The organism is Streptomyces sp. BBFR25 (assembly GCF_044590125.1).
Taxonomy (GTDB): Bacteria; Actinomycetota; Actinomycetes; order Streptomycetales; family Streptomycetaceae; genus Streptomyces; species Streptomyces canus_D.
The window spans coordinates 1,403,945-1,419,949 of the sequence record NZ_CP172447.1; the positions used below are offsets into that span (position 1 = coordinate 1,403,945).

General features: G+C 73.4%; 14 protein-coding genes. 9 read left to right on the forward strand and 5 right to left on the reverse strand.

The genetic code is table 11. From position 1 onward, the window contains the following. Positions 1–35: 35 nt before the first annotated feature. Entirely contained in the window at positions 36–812 is a 777-nt protein-coding gene (locus ACGH52_RS06255) for an MHYT domain-containing protein (RefSeq protein ID WP_210976091.1), read from the reverse strand. A 152-nt stretch (positions 813–964) separates the two neighbouring features. Between ACGH52_RS06255 and ACGH52_RS06260 the strand changes: the two genes are divergently transcribed. Next, on the forward strand, positions 965–1,561 hold the full coding sequence (locus ACGH52_RS06260; RefSeq protein ID WP_076973207.1) for a class I SAM-dependent methyltransferase: 597 nt from the start codon (positions 965–967) through the stop codon (positions 1,559–1,561). Position 1,562: 1 nt separating this feature from the next. On the opposite strand, the gene ACGH52_RS06265 is transcribed toward ACGH52_RS06260, so the two are convergent. Then, positions 1,563–2,318, reverse strand: a complete 756-nt coding sequence (locus ACGH52_RS06265; RefSeq protein WP_121701633.1) for an alpha/beta fold hydrolase — start codon at positions 2,316–2,318, stop codon at positions 1,563–1,565. A 124-nt stretch (positions 2,319–2,442) separates the two neighbouring features. Between ACGH52_RS06265 and ACGH52_RS06270 the strand changes: the two genes are divergently transcribed. Further along, entirely contained in the window at positions 2,443–2,967 is a 525-nt protein-coding gene (locus tag ACGH52_RS06270; protein ID WP_076973209.1) for a PadR family transcriptional regulator, read from the forward strand. On the opposite strand, the gene ACGH52_RS06275 is transcribed toward ACGH52_RS06270, so the two are convergent. After that, entirely contained in the window at positions 2,953–3,849 is an 897-nt protein-coding gene (locus ACGH52_RS06275; RefSeq protein WP_121701634.1) for an oxygenase MpaB family protein, read from the reverse strand. The two genes, ACGH52_RS06270 and ACGH52_RS06275, sit on opposite strands and share 15 nt — an antisense overlap. 79 nt (positions 3,850–3,928) lie before the next feature. On the opposite strand from ACGH52_RS06275, the gene ACGH52_RS06280 reads away from it, so the two are divergent. The 3 genes from ACGH52_RS06280 (at position 3,929) to ACGH52_RS06290 (ending at position 6,895) form a co-directional block, all read left to right on the forward strand. Next, positions 3,929–4,255, forward strand: a complete 327-nt coding sequence (locus ACGH52_RS06280; protein WP_076973211.1) for a hypothetical protein — start codon at positions 3,929–3,931, stop codon at positions 4,253–4,255. Positions 4,256–4,397: 142 nt separating this feature from the next. After that, complete coding sequence (locus tag ACGH52_RS06285; protein ID WP_121701636.1) at positions 4,398–5,327, forward strand: hypothetical protein; 930 nt, start codon at positions 4,398–4,400, stop codon at positions 5,325–5,327. A 176-nt stretch (positions 5,328–5,503) separates the two neighbouring features. Further along, positions 5,504–6,895 carry a tannase/feruloyl esterase family alpha/beta hydrolase gene (locus ACGH52_RS06290; RefSeq protein WP_121701637.1) on the forward strand — a complete coding sequence of 464 codons (1,392 nt, stop codon included), beginning with the start codon at positions 5,504–5,506 and terminating at the stop codon, positions 6,893–6,895. A gap of 4 nt (positions 6,896–6,899) precedes the next feature. Here the strand turns inward: ACGH52_RS06290 and ACGH52_RS06295 are convergent, their stop codons facing one another. Continuing rightward, positions 6,900–7,082 (reverse strand): hypothetical protein, encoded by a 183-nt coding sequence (locus tag ACGH52_RS06295; protein WP_059297537.1) that lies wholly within the window; start codon positions 7,080–7,082, stop codon positions 6,900–6,902. Between the two features lie 223 nt (positions 7,083–7,305). Between ACGH52_RS06295 and ACGH52_RS06300 the strand changes: the two genes are divergently transcribed. Further along, on the forward strand, positions 7,306–10,170 hold the full coding sequence (locus ACGH52_RS06300; RefSeq protein ID WP_399946658.1) for a DEAD/DEAH box helicase: 2,865 nt from the start codon (positions 7,306–7,308) through the stop codon (positions 10,168–10,170). Next, a complete protein-coding gene (locus ACGH52_RS06305; RefSeq protein ID WP_399938089.1) occupies positions 10,167–11,435 on the forward strand; it encodes an SWF or SNF family helicase in 1,269 nt (422 codons plus the stop codon). Before ACGH52_RS06300 ends, ACGH52_RS06305 begins: the two co-directional genes overlap by 4 nt. 178 nt (positions 11,436–11,613) lie before the next feature. Here the strand turns inward: ACGH52_RS06305 and xylA are convergent, their stop codons facing one another. Next, positions 11,614–12,777, reverse strand: coding sequence for a xylose isomerase (gene xylA, locus ACGH52_RS06310; RefSeq protein ID WP_059297540.1), 1,164 nt, complete (start codon positions 12,775–12,777; stop codon positions 11,614–11,616). 155 nt (positions 12,778–12,932) lie between these two features. Here xylA and xylB point away from each other — a divergent pair, with 155 nt between their 5' ends. Together xylB and ACGH52_RS06320 are read left to right on the forward strand one after the other, a co-directional pair. Continuing rightward, positions 12,933–14,378: a xylulokinase gene (xylB, locus tag ACGH52_RS06315; RefSeq protein ID WP_059297541.1), complete on the forward strand. Its 1,446-nt coding sequence runs from the start codon at positions 12,933–12,935 to the stop codon at positions 14,376–14,378. Between the two features lie 214 nt (positions 14,379–14,592). Continuing rightward, positions 14,593–15,801, forward strand: a complete 1,209-nt coding sequence (locus ACGH52_RS06320; RefSeq protein ID WP_399938091.1) for an ROK family protein — start codon at positions 14,593–14,595, stop codon at positions 15,799–15,801. Positions 15,802–16,005 lie beyond the last annotated feature (204 nt).

The following is a 16,005-nucleotide window of genomic DNA, read 5'->3' on the forward strand; positions in this document are numbered from 1 at the left end:
GCGTTGTCGCCGGGCCCTGCGGCCCGGGTCCGCCGTCACGGGGCTGCGCTCCCAGCGGGTTGCTGCCTGGCCGAGGCGGTCGCCGCATGCTCCCCGGCCGTCGGCGACAGCGCGACGAAGGCCGACGTCAGGAAGAGGTAGGACCCGAGGCCGACGGCGAGGGGGAAGATGAACTGCATCGCCGTGGCCCCGGGCAGTGCCTCGCCGGAGGGCGTGACGCGGACGCTCACCGCGAACATGCCGGTGTAGTGCATGCTGCTCACCGCGGCCCCCATGATCAGCGAGGCGAGGGCGACCGCGAGGGGCGACTCGGTGTGGAGCGCCGCCCACAGGGCCGCGGTGGCGGCTGCGACGGCGATGAGCACGGAGAGCCCCACGCGTACCGGGTCGTAGCTCACCTCGCCGTGCAGGCGCATGGCCGCCATGCCGAGATAGTGCATGCTCGCCACACCCAGCCCCGTGGTGAGTCCGCCGAGCAGCAGCGCTCGCACCCGGTTGCGGCCGTAGCCGACGGCGAAGACCCCGGCGCAGACGACGAGCACGGCGACGAGGAGACTGACGAGGGTGAGCGGTACGTCGTACCGGATGTCGGTGCCGTCGACCCGGAAGCCCAGCATGGCGACGAAGTGCATCGTCCAGATGCCCGTGCCGATCGCCGAGGCCGCGGTCAGCAGCCAGTTGCGGCGTGTGCGCCCGGTGGCGGCCAGCGCCCGCACGGTGCAGCGCAGTCCGAGGGCCGCGCCGATACAGGCCATCGCGTACGACAGCGCGGGTGTCAGCCAGCCCAGGGCGGCGTGGTCCAGGTGTCCCATGGCCCCGGGACGCTAGTCCCGAACAGGGCGCACAACGGGGGCGCACTTCGAAAGGTGTTGCTATCTGACCCAGAGGGACACTGGAACGATCGCGTCATGCTCGAACGTGTGCGCTGCGGTGTCTTCTGCGCTCTTGGGGAATCATGCGAAGCATGAGCGACGACCACACGCACGTGCAGGAGTTCTTCGGCTCCCGGGCCGCCGACTGGGACCGCCGGTTCCCCGACGACGGCCCGGCCTACGCGGCCGCGGTGGCCGAGCTGGGGCTGCGCGAAGGTGATCGCGTACTGGACGCGGGGTGCGGCACCGGCCGGGCCCTGTCCCCGTTGCGTACGGCCGTGGGACCGACGGGGCTGGTCGTCGGGGCCGATCTGACTCCGGCCATGCTCCAGGCCGCCGTACGGGCCGGCAGGGACCGTGACGGGCGCCTGCTGCTGACCGACGTGGCCGCGCTGCCACTGCGTTCCCGCGCGCTCGACGCGGTGTTCGCGGCGGGTCTGGTCGCGCACCTGCCCGATCCCGCCGGGAATCTGCGGGAGTTGGCGCGCGTCGTGCGTCCCGGCGGTGTGCTGGCGCTGTTCCACCCGATCGGCCGGGCGGCGCTCGCGGCCCGGCAGGGACGGCAACTCACGCCGGACGATCTGCGCGCCGAGCGCAACCTCCGTCCGCTGCTGGCCGGTTCGGGGTGGGACATGACGGCGTACGTCGACGAGGACGCCCGGTTCCTGGCCCTGGCCCGCGCGAGCTGAGTCAGCCCCGCCCGGCGACCGCCGCCACGAACGCGTCGGGGCGGTCGAGCATGACGTTGTGCCCGGCTCCCGGCACGACCGTCACCTGCACGCCCGCGGCCTCCAGGGACTCCCGGCCCGCCAGTTCGCCGCTGAGTCCGCCCTGGAGGTACACGCGCTCGACCGGGAGCCCCTCGAGAAGGGTGCGCGTCACGGGAGCCGATCCCCGGCACAGCCCGACGGCGGAGCGGTGCAGGGCGCGTGGATCCGTCAGCCGCATCGTCGCCGCCCACCGGGTGCCGACAGCCTCCAGCACGCGCGCGTGGCCGCCGTGGACGAAATCGTCCTCCTGATAGGAGGCGATGATGCTGCTGCCCGCGGTCGGCGGCGGGGCAGCGTCGAGGTTGGCCTCCGTGAGGACCAGGCGGGACACCAGCTCGGGCCTCCGGTGGGCGAGGACGACGGCGACGGCACCGCCCATGCTGTGCGCGACCAGTTCGGCTCCGGCCAGTCCCGCCTCGTCCAGAGCGGCGGCCAGCGCGTCGGCGTGGTCGACGAGTGTGTACCCGAAGTGCTCCGGGCGGTCGCTGATGCCGTGGCCCGGCAGGTCGACGAAGAGGCTGCGCCGGCCCGCCAGTTCCGCATGCGCCGCGATGTGGGCGTGGTACACGGAGGAGACCGAGCCGAGCCCGTGCACGTACACCCGCGCGGGTTCCTCGCCGGGCGTCTCCGTCCAGCGAATGCGGCTCCCCTCGTCGTCGAACCGTGCCTCGTTCAAAGCGTCCCCCTGTGGAGTGCCAGGTTTCCCATGTCCACGAAGAGGATACATCGCTATCGATGTATTGAGCGGTCGATGTACACCGATCACGGAAGCCGCGAGCGCCGTGAGGGATAATGCGGGCATGCTGGAGCTCGCCGTCCTCGGTTTCCTCTACGACGCCCCGCTGCACGGCTACGAGCTGCGCAAGCGCATCACCGCACTGACGGGACACGTGCGTCCGGTCGCCGAGAGCACGCTCTACCCCGCGATCAAGCGTCTGGAGAAGGCGGGGCTCCTCGCGCGCACCACACAGCCCGGCTCCGTCGCCGCGCCGCGTCACGTGCTGACCCTCACCGAGGAGGGGCGACGGGAGCTGCGCCGACGGCTCGCCGAGCCCGTGCAGCGCGACATCACCGACGAGAACCGCTGGTTCACGGTGCTCGCCTTCCTCCGGCACTTGGACGACGCCCCCGCCCAGGCCGCCGTACTGCGCCGCCGGCTCACCTTCCTGGAGGAACCCGCGAGCTTCTTCTACGACGGTGACCGCCCCCTGGGCGCCGAGGAGTTGGACGACCCCTTCCGGCGTGGCGTACTGATCGTCGCGAGGGCCACCTCCCGGGCCGAACTGGGCTGGCTGCGGGAGACGATCGCTTCACTCGGCGGCTGACGAGCCGATGTGGCGGACCGGGCAGCCGCGGACGCCGGGAACCGGGCGGGTGCCCAGATCGGCCAGCCGGTAGCCGTTCGGGTAGCCCTTGATCTCCCGGTTCTGACGGGCGTGGTGCGGGGCTCGCCTCGGCGGCAGCAGCCGGACCACGCGTCCGCGCAGCCTGACGGCGCGGCGCACGGCCGCGCGGGTGGCGGGGCGCGGCGGGGCGTAGCCGAAGGCTCGCAGCAGGGGCTCGTCGAGCAGGGCGAGGGTCCCGGCGCGCAGGAGCGGCGCGAGAGGGCGTGGGTACCAGGAGGCCATGAGGTCGAGCGTGGCGTCGGAGACGCGGCGCCCGCCCTCGTCCCAGGCGAAGTGGGCCTCCTCGTAGGCGTCGAGACAGGCTTCGAACTCCTCGTAGGAACCGGGAATGTCCCTGATGCCCATGTGCCGTCCCAGCGTGCGGTAGTGGACGGCGGAGGCGACGGTCTCGTGGCGCGACATCCTGCGCCACCCGTAGGTGTCGATCCAGCGTTTGGGGATGACGACGAACGTGCACAGGACGTACCGCATGTCGTCGTTGGTGATGTCGTAGCTGCGGTGCATCCGGTTGATGCGCCGGATGGCGGTGCGACCCTGCTCGCTGTCGAAGCCGTGCTCGACCACGGCGTCGAGCAGCAGCGCCGTGTCGTCGTACCGCTTCTGGGGCCGGTCGGTGAACTCCGCCGTCTCGGCGAGCAGCCGGCCGATGCTCGGCACGGCGTAGGTGCGGTAGAGCGCCAACTCCAGGGCACGGGCGAAGTCCCAGGGGAACTCGTAGGCCGAGGACAGCCGATAGATCTCCGAGGCGTCCTCGTGCGGATCCATGCGCCGGATCCGTGCCAGTAGTTCGAACCGCCGCATTCTGACCGCCCCCTTCTGCCGCCGAAACTTCAACTCTACGTTGAGCAGCAGGATATGTGCGGTCGGTGAGGACGATCGCATGGGGAGGGTGGTCCGCTTGTTCGGCAGGATCCGCGAGACTTGGAACAGATCCCGCGCCGCTCGGCGCACGGAGCGGAACAAGGAGGGGAACGCGGGAGGCGGGTCCCGCTCGCACAACCTCTTCGAGGCCGCGGCCGCCTACGTCTCGGCGTGTGTGGACGACGATCAGGACCGGATCGACGAGGCGGCGGGCCGCGTGTCGCCGGAGGCCCTGTCGTTCGGGGTCAACGAACTGGCGTGCCGGGCCGTGCTAGCCCTCGCGCGGGAACGGGACGAGCCCCCGCGGGACGTGGCCCGCGCGCTCCTCGGACTGCCCGCGATGTGAGCGTCGCACCCCGGGTGCCGAGTGGTCGATTCGCCCCCGTCCAACCGGAAAGCTGCAGCTCGGGTGCGTCTGGGAGTCGTGACAAGGGCTTCCCGGGCACACTAGGGTGCCCGCCATTGGACGAACCGATGGGGAGGCTGGGATGGCCGGGACGGACGAGGACGCCGTCGCCGCCGCGGACGATGCGCTCTATGTGCTCACGGCGGTGCTGCTGACGCCGGCGAAGTTTCCGAGTGTGCTGGGCGACGACTACCCAGAGGCGTGCGCCGCGCTCGGTCTCCCGCCGCTGGCCGACGGCTACGGCCTGGTGCTCGGCCAGGACGGTGACGGCGCCCGGTGGACCGTCGTCATCGACGACGTCTCGCTGGTCGCGGTCGCCGTGGCGTCCTGGGACTGCGGCATGGAGTACGACCTGTCGCCGGACGAGCGGACGGTCGTCACCGCGCTGCCCGGCTGGCCCCTCGCGGTCGCCGTGGCAGCACCCGGTGTGCCCGTGCCGCACGACCCGGGGCCCGAGTCCACCGACCAGCCCGCGCTGTGCCCGCCGGACACCACGGTCTGGGGTCCGGCGCAGCGCCGTCTGGGCGCCGACGAGATCGCCCTGCAGTGGGCCCAGTGGCGGGAGCAGATCGACGACGCGGAGTTCCCGACGCCGGGCGGCGACGCCGGTGCGTCGGACGGTGCCCCGGGCGATGCGCGGGAAGCCCGCGCGGGCTCCGAGGAGAGCACCGACGGGGACGCGTCGGGCGATGCCGCGGACGAGGCCGTCGCCACGGACGACCGGACCGGCGCCGAAACCTTCCGGCACGGGGGTGTCCGGCGGGTCCTCGCCGAAGCCCGCGCCTACATCGACACACCGCCGCCGCTCGGCCGGGTCCGGTCCTCGTTCGCGCCGGGAGACGCGCGGACGCTGCGTGCGGACGGCCCCGGCTGGTCGCTCGTCGCCAGGACCGACGACATCGCGTTCGTCCTGCTCGACGAGGAGCCCGGTGAGGTCCTGCCGGTGGGGCGGGGACCGTCGCTGCCCGGACTCCTGGAGGCCCTCGACAAGATGGCCGTACGGCCGAGCTGACCCGGGACACGGAAGGCGTCCCGCCGTCCGGGGCCGGGGAAGCACGGGTCCCCGACTGTCTTCAACCACCATGACCCGCTCTCCGCACATGTGGCTCCAGCCCATGGAGCAGGTGGAGGCGGACCCGCACGATGGGGCAGCCCTCGGCTCCACTTCCCCATCGCTCGGAGGACCTGATGCGTCTGCGCCGTGGTGTCCCGTTCCTCGCCGCCGTCCTGACCGCCGTCGCGCTCACCGGACCGTCGCCCACCGCCGCGGCCGCCGACACGGGCGCACACTGCGCCCGCAAGGAGCGCGTGCGGGTGCCGGGCGCGGCCGTGCAGCGCAGCACCTGCCTGGCCGATCTGACGACCACGGGACTGGCGGGCACCCCGTACACCGACCTCGCGGACCAGGCCGGGCTGACGGCGAGTGGGACCAGGACGCCGTCCGGGGTTCCCGGCATCCAGGTCGACGGGTACTTCCCGGACTCCTCGCGCTTCAACGCCACGCACGGCTGGCGGCACGACGCCCAGTTCGTGATCCGGCTGCCGGACCGCTGGAACGGCGGCCTCGTCGTGACGGGGGCGCCGGGCACCCGCAAGCAGTACGCCACGGACAAGGCGATCTCCGACCGCGCACTGGCGCAGGGGTACGCGTACGCCGCGACCGACAAGGGAAACAGCGGAACGGATTTCTACCGGGACGGCAAGCGGCCCGGAGACGCGGTCGCGGAGTGGAACGCGCGGACCACCCAGCTCACCCGGGCCGCCCGGCAGGTCGCCGCCCGGCGCTACGGGCACGCCCCGCGGCGCACGTACATCGCCGGCATCTCCAACGGCGGCTATCTCACCCGCTGGCAGTTGGAGAACCACCCCGAGCTCTACGACGGCGGCGTGGACTGGGAGGGGGCACTGTGGGCCGAGGACGGTCCCGGACTGCTCACCTCTCTTCCGGCGACGGTGGCCCGGACGCTGGGCGCGGCGCGGGACGAGGAGCTGTACGCGGTGGGGTTCGCGCGCGGTTCGGAGTTCCTGTGGCCGTACCACGAGAAGGCCTACTGGGGTGTGACGCAGAAGATCTACCGAGCCGAGTTCGACCCGGCCTACGACCCTCACTGTCCGGGTCCCAGCGCCGGGTCGTCCCCCGCGGAGATACTGGCGCCGTGCCCGTCCGACGCGACGTACGACTTCGCGACACGCCCTGCCTCCGTCCACCGCGCGGTGGCACGGGTGGCACTGACCGGGCGCATCGGGAAGCCGTTGATCACGCTGCACGGCGATCTGGACGCGCTGCTTCCCCGGGCCGCCGACTCCGACGCGTACGCACGGATGATCGACGCGAGCGGGCGCGGCCGGCTGCACCGCTACTACACGATCCAGGGCGGAACCCACGTCGACGGGCTGTACGACACCCATCCCGACAGGCTGCGGCCGATCCTCCCCTGTTTCCGGTCCGCGTTCGACGTGCTGACCGGGTGGGTGGAGCGGGGCACCCCGCCACCGGCGGACCACTCGGTCGGTGAGCCCTCGGACGGCGACGTGCTGGACTCCTGCGCCCTGACCGAGGCGGACACGACGCGGCGTTAGCGCCTCAACGTCCTATCTCCTTGCGCGAGACACGGCGCAGCCTGCGCCGCTGTGACGGATCGAGGGTGAGGTAAGCGGCGGCCGGGACTCCCAGAACTATCAGCAGGGCGGCCCACCAGGGCAGCCAGATCAGCAGGATGAGCCCGACCGCCACACCCCCCGCTGCGACCTTGGCGTTCTTCGACATGATGTCGCCTCCTTCGCGGCCACTGCCGCTCTCTGTCCTGAAAACGGACCCGCGCTCCCGGCGGTTCCGCGACGCGACCCTGAGAACTCCCTGAGGACCTACCCCTACGCACCCCTGAGACCTGAAGAGTGAGCCACACCACACAATATTCGCAACCCAAAACCTCAGTGATCACATATACTCAGCCGCCGCATCCCGGCTAGTCAAATTTGAGGAATACGTCATCGCTGCGCAGAACGCTCTTCCGACCCCCTCCGAGATCTCCGCACTCGTCGACTGCTGCGCCGTCTTCCTGCCCGGCGATCCAGCCCGTACCGGCACGGTCGCCTTCTGGCGGACCGACGGCGAAGCACCCGGCACCGTCCCGTCGGGGACCGCGGGAAGCCTGACGGTCGTACTGCCCGACGACGAAGGCGTGGAAGCGGTGAGCGTGCCGGCGGTGCTGCTCCCGGTGCGGGCCGCCCTGCCGGTGCTCACCCGCGCGCGTGCCCGCGCGGGCGGACATCGGGCGTCGGTGTTCTGGGGAGCGGTCGCGGTCGAGGCCCTGCACCTCGCGGCGCGCGGGCTGTTGCTGCCCGGCCTGTCCGCGGCCGGGCACGACGCCTGGCGCGCGGGTCCGCTGGGCGCGGAGGAGACCGAGCGGGTCCGCCATCTGGCCGCCGCCATGCCGCCCGAGGCGCACGCCGTCCCGGTCGACGACACGGATCTCCCGCGCCTGCCCGACCAGGAGCAGCTGGTGCGCTCCTTCCTGGACGCCGTCGCGGACACGCTCCCCCGCTCCCCCGCCGCCGGACTCCTGACGGACGGACCCGCCTACGCCTCGCGGGAGCCCCGGCTCTCGCCCGAGCTGCGCGAATGGGCCCTGGACGTCACCGCGGGGCACGACGCGGGCATACGGCTGTCACTGCGTATCGAGGTGCGGGGACTGTCGGCCGCGGCTCCCCCGGACGCCCGGCCGACGTTCCGGGCCGTGCCCCAGGTGCACAGCGTCAGTGATCCGGCGCTCGTCGCCGACACCGCTCAGGTGTGGGCCGGCGCCGTGGGCGCCGCGTTCGGCACGCGCGCGCGGATGGACGCCCTGCTCGCCCTGCGCCGGGCGGCACGGGCCTGGTCCTCGCTCACGCCCCTGCTGTCGGCGGCCGTACCGGACGCGGTCGCGCTCACCGACGAAGAGGTGGCCGAGCTGCTCGGCCCCGGCTCCCGTGCGCTCGCCGGCGCCGGAGTCGACGTGCACTGGCCGAGGGAGCTGGCCCGCGACCTGACCGAGCGCGTCGAGGTGGGGCCCCCCGAGGGCGCCCCTGAGCCGCGTACCGGTCCGTCCGAGGCCGGCACGTCGTTCCTGTCCGCCGACGCGCTGCTCGCCTTCAACTGGACGTTCGCCCTGGGCGGCGAGGACCTCACGCGCGAGGAGCTGGACCTGCTCGCCGAGGCCAACCGTCCTGTCGTGCGCCTGCGCGACCAGTGGGTGCTCGTCGCCCCCGAGGAGGCCCACCGCGCCCGGGCCCGGCAGGACCACAAGGTCACGCCGGTCGACGCGCTCGCCGCCGCCCTGACGGGCTCGACGGAGGTCGACGGGCACCGCGTGGAGGTGCGTCCCAGGGGATGGCTGGCGACCGTGCGGGAGCGCCTCGCCGACCCCGAGGCTCAGGAGGGCGTGGCGCAGCCCGCCGCCCTCCGGGCAACCCTGCGCGACTACCAGCGGCGCGGCCTCGACTGGCTGGTCCGCATGACGTCGTTGGGCCTCGGCTGCTGTCTCGCCGACGACATGGGGCTCGGGAAGACCATCACACTGATCGCCCTGCATCTGCACCGGCAGACGGACGCGGACGCCGCCGGCCCCACCCTGGTGGTCTGCCCGACCTCCCTGATGGGCAACTGGCAGCGGGAGATCGAGCGGTTCGCGCCCGGCACGCCCGTACGCCGCTTCCACGGCACCCGCCGCGACCTCGACGACCTCGCGGACGGCGAGTTCGTACTGACCACCTACGGCACGATGCGCCTGGACACCGACCGGATCTCCGCCGTGCCGTGGGGCATGGTCGTGGCGGACGAGGCCCAGCACGTGAAGAACCCGTACTCCGAGACCGCGCGGCAACTGCGCTCCATCGGCGCCCGCGCGCGCGTGGCGCTCACCGGCACCCCGGTGGAGAACAACCTCTCGGAACTGTGGGCCATCCTCGACTGGGCCACACCCGGGCTGCTGGGCCGGCTCGGCAGCTTCCGCCGGCATTACGCCCAGGCCGTCGAGGGCGGCCAGGACCCGGCGGCGGCGGAGCGACTGGCCCGGCTCGTGAGGCCTTTCCTGCTGCGGCGCCGCAAATCGGACCCCGGGATCGCACCCGAGCTGCCGCCGAAGACCGAGACGGACCATCCCGTGTCGCTGACGGCGGAACAGACGGGCCTGTACGAGGCGGTGGTGCGCGAGGCGCTCGCGGAGATCGCCGGGGCCGATCACATGGCGCGGCGCGGCCTGATCGTGAAGCTGCTGACGAGTCTCAAGCAGATCTGCAACCACCCGGCGCAGTTCCTCAAGGAGGACCGGCCGAAGATCACCGGTCGCTCCGGGAAGCTGGAACTGCTGGACGAACTGCTCGACACGATCCTCGCCGAGGAGGCGAGCGTGCTGGTCTTCACGCAGTACGTGCAGATGGCGCGGCTCCTGGAGCAGCACCTGGCCGCGCGCGGCGTGTCGTCGATGTTCCTGCACGGCGGCACGTCCGTCACCGCGCGGGAGTCGCTGGTGCGGCGGTTCCAGGACGGCGAGGTCCCGGTCTTCCTGCTGTCGCTGAAGGCCGCGGGCACCGGACTGAACCTCACGCGCGCGGAGCACGTCGTGCACTACGACCGCTGGTGGAACCCGGCCGTGGAGGCACAGGCCACCGACCGTGCCTACCGCATCGGTCAGACCCGCCCCGTGCAGGTGCACCGGCTGATCGCGGAGGGGACGATCGAGGACCGCATCGCCGCCCTGCTGAACCGCAAGAGGGAACTCGCCGACGCCGTTCTGGGCGCGGGGGACGCGGCGCTCACGGAACTGACGGACGCCGAACTGGCCGACCTGGTCGAGCTGCGAGGGGGTACGCGATGACTCGGTACGACGACAGTGTGGAACGGACGTTCGTAGCGCTGCCGCCCGCGGAGGGCCGGGGCTTCGCGCAGTCCTGGTGGGGTCGCGCCTGGCTGAAGGCGCTGGAGGACGCGGCGATGGACGCGGCGCAGGTGAAGACGGGGCGCAGGCTCGCGCGCGCGGGAGCGGTCGGCGCGGTGTCGGTGCGGCCGGGACGCATCACCGCGGTCGTCCAGGACCGGGACCGCACGGCGCATCGGGCCGACGTCCTGCTGGAACAGCTCTCCGACGCCCAGTGGGACCGCTTCGCCGACATGGCGATCGAGCGTTCCGGGCATGTCGCGGCGCTGCTGGACCGCGACATGCCGCCGCACCTCGTGGAGGACGCCGCGGCCGCCGGCATCGACCTGCTGCCGGGCATGGGCGACTTGGAGCCGGAGTGCGACTGCGGTGCCTGGGACCACTGCGGGCACACCGCGGCGCTCTGCTACCAGGTGGCCAGGCTGCTGGACCAGGATCCCTTCGTCCTGTTGCTGATGCGGGGCCGCGCGGAGGGCGCCGTGCTGGAGGCCCTCCAGACACATGGCTCGGCACCTGCGGAGGAGGTCGCTTCCCGGCCGGAGGGTGTGGACGCCGCCGAGGCGTACGCGGCGGGGCAGGTGCTGCCGCCGCTGCCCGCGCCGCCCGCCCTCGGGGAGGGGCCGGGTGTCCCGCCGTCCCTGAACACGGAGGAGGCCTCCCCGCCGGGCGTCGACCCGTCCGGCCTGTTCTTCCTGGCCTCCCGGACGGCGGCGGAGGCACACCGCCTGCTCGCCGAGGCCCTGAGCGGCGGGCACGACCGGCGGGCCGTCGCCCCGGAGCCGACCGTGGCGCAGGACGCGGTGCGCCTGGCCGCGGGGGATCCCGGACCGGATCTGCTGGACCGCCTGGGGGAGGGTTCGGGGCGCACGCGGGAGGCGATGGCCCTGGCCGTACGCGCCTGGCGGCTCGGCGGTGCGGCCGCCCTGTCCGTGCTGGAGGAGGAGTGGGCGGTGGACGGCGACACGCTGACACGCGCGCGTGCGGCACTGGAGTCGGCGTGGGAGGAGAGGGAGCGACCGTCGCTCCGGGCGAAGGCCAACCGGTGGACGGTCGTCGGCGCACCGCACCAGCTCCGCCTGGACCGCGAGGGGCGCTGGTGGCCGTACCGCGAGGAGCACGGCCGCTGGGTCCCCGTGGGCGGCGCCGACCAGGACCCGGCGACGGCCCTGGCCGCGGCGGCGCTCCCGACGGGGGACGAGACCTGACACCGGGTCCGGCCGGTCCGGCGCTGCCCAGTCCGGCGCTGCCTGGCCCGGCCCCGTGCTGTCTCTTCGCCCGCCGTCCCGTCCAATGCCCGGGAATCCGTGCGGTTGACGAGCCGTACGGGCTCCGGCCCCGTCCACGAGGGAGGGGGCCGGAGCGCGCACACGGGAGCCGAAGAGATCAGCGGGCGCCGAGGAGGTGGTCCATGGCGAGCTGGTCGAGGTGCTCGAAGGCCATGCCGCGCGCGGCGGCCGCGTCCACGTCGAAGGTGTCGTAGGCGGTCCGGTCGGCCAGCAGCGCGGCGAGACCGTCCTCGGCGGTCGGGCGGGCCAGTTCGTCCAGCCGGGCCGCGGCCAGCGCCTCCTGCACCTGCGGGTCGGCGCGGAAGGCGGCGGCCCGGTCCTTGAGGATCAGGTAGTTGCGCATGCAGCCGGCCGCCGACGCCCACACGCCGTCGAGGTCCTCGGTCCGCGGCGGCTTGAAGTCGAAGTGCCGCGGCCCCGCGTACCCGGCCCGCTCCAGCAGGTCGACGAGCCAGAAGGCGGCCCGCAGGTCGCCCGCGCCGAACCGCAGGTCCTGGTCGTACTTGATGCCCGACTGGCCGTTGAGGTCGATGTGGAAGAGCTTGCCCGCCCACAGCGCCTGGGCGATCCCGTGGGGGAAGTTCAGACCGGCCATCTGCTCGTGGCCGACCTCCGGGTTCACGCCGTACAGCTCGGGCCGCTCGAGACGCTCAATGAAGGCCAGGGCGTGCCCGACCGTCGGGAGCAGGATGTCACCGCGCGGCTCGTTCGGCTTCGGCTCGATCGCGAACTTCAGGTCGTAGCCCTGCTCGGTGACGTACTCGCCCAGCAGGTCGAAGGCCTCCTTCATCCGGTCCAGGGCGTCCCGCACGTCCTTGGCCGCGCCGGACTCCGCGCCCTCCCGGCCGCCCCAGGCCACGTAGACGCTCGCGCCCAGCTCGACCGCGAGATCGATGTTGCGGATCGTCTTGCGCAGCGCGTAACGGCGCACGTCACGGTCGTTGGCCGTGAAGGCGCCGTCCTTGAACACGGGGTGCGTGAACAGGTTCGTCGTCGCCATCGGCACCTTCATGCCGGTCGCGTCCAGCGCCTGCCGGAACCGCTTGATGTGCGACTCACGCTCGGTGTCGCTCGACCCGAAGGGGATCAGGTCGTCGTCGTGGAACGTGACGCCGTACGCGCCCAGCTCGGACAGACGCCGCACGGACTCCGCCGGGTCCAGGGCCTGCCGGGTGGCGTCACCGAACGGGTCACGGCCCTGCCAGCCGACCGTCCACAAACCGAACGTGAACCTGTCCTCGGGAGTGGGCTGGTAGTTCATTCCGCGGCTCCTCACTCGCTGCCGGTCAATCGCTGCCGACTATTTCGTCATGGCGCTTTACAAATTAGTATGCACACACGGTCCTGGGAAGGCACAAGGTGTCCCCCAAGGAGTGAAGGCCGGGTCCCAGCACCCGCGGAAGAGGGAGAAGCCCGATGTCAGCAGCCGAGGGTCCGCTCGTCGTCGGCGTGGACACGTCCACCCAGTCCACCAAGGCACTGGTCGTCGACGCGGCCACCGGCCGGGTCGTCGCGAGCGGCCAGGCACCCCACACCGTGTCCTCCGGGGCCGGCCGGGAGAGTGACCCCCGCCAGTGGTGGGACGCGCTGGGCGAGGCCCTGAGCCAGTGCGGCGACGCCGCCCGGGAGGCCGCCGCGGTCTCCATCGGCGGGCAGCAGCACGGCCTGGTCACGCTGGACGCGCGGGGCGAGCCGGTGCGCCCGGCCCTGCTGTGGAACGACGTGCGCTCGGCCCCGCAGGCCCGCCGCCTGATCGACGAGCTGGGCGGGGCCAAGGCCTGGGCGGAGCGCACGGGGAGTGTCCCCAGCGCCTCCTTCACGGTCACCAAGTGGGCCTGGCTGGCCGAGCAGGAGCCGGACGCGGCCCGCGCGGTGAAGGCCGTACGCCTCCCCCACGACTACCTCACCGAGCGCCTCACCGGCGAGGGGACCACCGACCGCGGCGACGCGTCCGGCACCGGCTGGTGGGCGTCGGGCACGGAGGCGTACGACGAGGAGATCCTCGCGCGCGTGGGGCTCGATCCGGCGTTGCTGCCCCGGGTGGTCCGGCCCGGCGAGGTGGCCGGCACGGTACGCGACGGCCACGGCCTGCCGTTCTCCAAGGGCACCCTGGTCGCCGCCGGCACCGGTGACAACGCGGCCGCCGCGCTGGGCCTCGGGCTGCGCCCCGGCGTCCCGGTGATGAGCCTCGGCACGTCGGGCACGGTGTATGCCGTGTCGCAGCGCCGACCCGCCGACCCGACCGGCACGGTGGCGGGCTTCGCCGACGCGCGCGGCGACTGGCTTCCGCTGGCCTGCACCCTCAACTGCACGCTCGCCGTCGACCGCGTCGCGTCCCTGCTGGGGCTGGACCGGGAAGCCGTCGAACCGGGCACCGACGCCACGCTCCTGCCGTTCCTGGACGGCGAGCGCACACCGAACCTGCCGCATTCCTCCGGTCTCCTGTACGGGCTGCGGCACGACACGACCGCGGGCCAGCTGCTCCAGGCCGCCTACGACGGCGCCGTCCACTCGCTGCTCGGCGCGCTCGACCTCGTCCTGGACGCCGACGCGGACCCGTCCGCGCCCCTGCTGCTGATCGGCGGCGGCGCCCGGGGCACGGCCTGGCAGCAGACGGTACGGCGGCTGTCGGGCCGTCCGGTCCAGATCCCGGAGGCCAAGGAGCTGGTCGCGCTCGGCGCCGCGGCGCAGGCGGCCGGCCTGCTGACCGGCGAGGACGCGGCCGCCGTCGCCCGGCGCTGGAACACGGCCGCCGGGCCGGTGCTCGACGCCGTGGAGCGGGACCAGGCGACGCTGAACCGGATCACCGGGGTACTCTCCGACGCGGCACCGCTGCTGGAACGGGACGCGGCCTCCCGCTGAGGACGCGCTCGCGCGGGCGCGGCCACCGGCGGACGGTCCGCGAACGGTCGCGGGCGCGCCGCAGCGGGGCGCGGCCGGGCCGGGACGTGTCGGAGGCGCCCCGTCCGGGCTCTCCGGCATCGGACGGCGCGCACGCGTGCACCGCGATCAGTGGTCACCGGCCGGGAGGCCGGAGGCCGGATCGAGCGACGACGGAACGAGGACTGACGGAGGCATGACCGCACCGCCGCACGAAGCCCACCCGGCCCGTCCCGGACGCGCGCTGCCGGACACCCAGCAGGGGATGCGGCGCCGCAATCTCGCGCGGGTGATGCACACCGTCAGCGCCGAGGGCCCCCTGTCCCGGGCGGCGGTCGCCTCACGGATCGGGCTGACGCGAGCGGCGGTGTCGACCCTCGTGGACGAACTCGTCCGCTCGGGCCTGCTGGAGGAGCTGGGCCCCGAGCGCCCCGGCCGCGTGGGCAGGCCCGGGTCCGCGCTCGCCGTCAGCGCGCAGGGTCCGGCCGGTATCGGGGCGGAGGTCGGCGTCGACCATCTAGCGGTCTGCGCGGTCGACCTGCGCGGCCGGGTACGCGCGCGTGCCGTACGGTACGGCAGCAATCGAGGCCGTTCGCCGGAGCCGGTGCTCGCGCAGCTCACCGGGCTGGTGCGACAGGTCGTGTCGGAGGCGGAGGCCGAGGGACTGTGGCCGGCCGGGCTCGCCGTGGCCGTGCCGGGTCTCGTGGCCCGGGACGGCCGGACCGTCGTACGCGCCCCGAACCTGGACTGGCACGACGCGGACCTCGGCGCGCTGCTGCCCGCGGACCTGCCGCCGACGGTAGACAACGAGGCCAACTTCGGCGCGCTCGCCGAACTCTGGCTCGGTGACGGCACTCCCCGGGACTTCCTGCACGTCTCGGCCGAGATCGGCATCGGTGCGGCCGTGGTGTTCGACGGTGGGCTGCTGCGCGGTACCCGAGGGTTCGCCGGTGAGCTGGGGCATGTGCCGGTCCATCCCGACGGGCCCGAGTGCGCCTGCGGCGGGCGGGGGTGCCTGGAGCAGTACGCCGGTGAGAAGGCGGTACTGCGTGCGGCGGGGGTGGAGCCCGGGGAGGACCGTGTCGGGCTGCTCGCCGGACGTGCGGCGGAGGGCGACGAGGATGTACGGCGTGCCCTGCGCGAGGCGGGTACGGCGCTCGGCATCGCCCTGACCGGGGCGGTGAACCTGCTGGACCCCGAGGGCGTGGTGCTGGGCGGCGCCCTGGCCGGTCTCGCGCCCTGGCTGCTGCCGTCACTGCGGGACGAACTGGCCCGGCGCACGGCCGGTCCCGCCTGCCCGGTCGCGGTCTCGGAGCTGGGTCCGCAGGGACCGCTGCTCGGCGCCGCGCACTCGGTGGTGCGGGCCGTCCTGGACGACCCGGGCGCGGTGGCGGAGCGGGCCTGACACCTGCCCGGCAGCGGGTTCGCCGACGCCCTGTCCCGCCACGCCGGTTCACTCGATCGAGTGAGCGCTGTGTCCACAAGGCGGTGGCTGTCCACGGAACGGCGCGGCGCCCTACTGCGCAACCCCCGCTCGCCGTACGGTGATTCACGCGGACGCACCTCGCCCCGGGGGCGGTCGGACGTCCGCCTCGGCGTTCTGCTCCGC

Excerpts from the sequence above, each read along its gene's own strand:
- ACGH52_RS06280 (WP_076973211.1), top strand. The coding sequence starts at position 3,929 with ATGGGGAGGGTGGTCCGCTTGTTCGGCAGGATCCGCGAGACTTGGAAC.
- ACGH52_RS06275 (WP_121701634.1), bottom strand. The coding sequence starts at position 3,849 with ATGCGGCGGTTCGAACTACTGGCACGGATCCGGCGCATGGATCCGCAC.
- ACGH52_RS06255 (WP_210976091.1), bottom strand. The coding sequence starts at position 812 with ATGGGACACCTGGACCACGCCGCCCTGGGCTGGCTGACACCCGCGCTG.
- ACGH52_RS06270 (WP_076973209.1), top strand. The coding sequence starts at position 2,443 with ATGCTGGAGCTCGCCGTCCTCGGTTTCCTCTACGACGCCCCGCTGCAC.
- ACGH52_RS06285 (WP_121701636.1), top strand. The coding sequence starts at position 4,398 with ATGGCCGGGACGGACGAGGACGCCGTCGCCGCCGCGGACGATGCGCTC.
- xylB (WP_059297541.1), top strand. The coding sequence starts at position 12,933 with ATGTCAGCAGCCGAGGGTCCGCTCGTCGTCGGCGTGGACACGTCCACC.
- ACGH52_RS06305 (WP_399938089.1), top strand. The coding sequence starts at position 10,167 with ATGACTCGGTACGACGACAGTGTGGAACGGACGTTCGTAGCGCTGCCG.
- xylA (WP_059297540.1), bottom strand. The coding sequence starts at position 12,777 with ATGAACTACCAGCCCACTCCCGAGGACAGGTTCACGTTCGGTTTGTGG.
- ACGH52_RS06260 (WP_076973207.1), top strand. The coding sequence starts at position 965 with ATGAGCGACGACCACACGCACGTGCAGGAGTTCTTCGGCTCCCGGGCC.
- ACGH52_RS06290 (WP_121701637.1), top strand. The coding sequence starts at position 5,504 with ATGCGTCTGCGCCGTGGTGTCCCGTTCCTCGCCGCCGTCCTGACCGCC.
- ACGH52_RS06320 (WP_399938091.1), top strand. The coding sequence starts at position 14,593 with ATGACCGCACCGCCGCACGAAGCCCACCCGGCCCGTCCCGGACGCGCG.
- ACGH52_RS06295 (WP_059297537.1), bottom strand. The coding sequence starts at position 7,082 with ATGTCGAAGAACGCCAAGGTCGCAGCGGGGGGTGTGGCGGTCGGGCTC.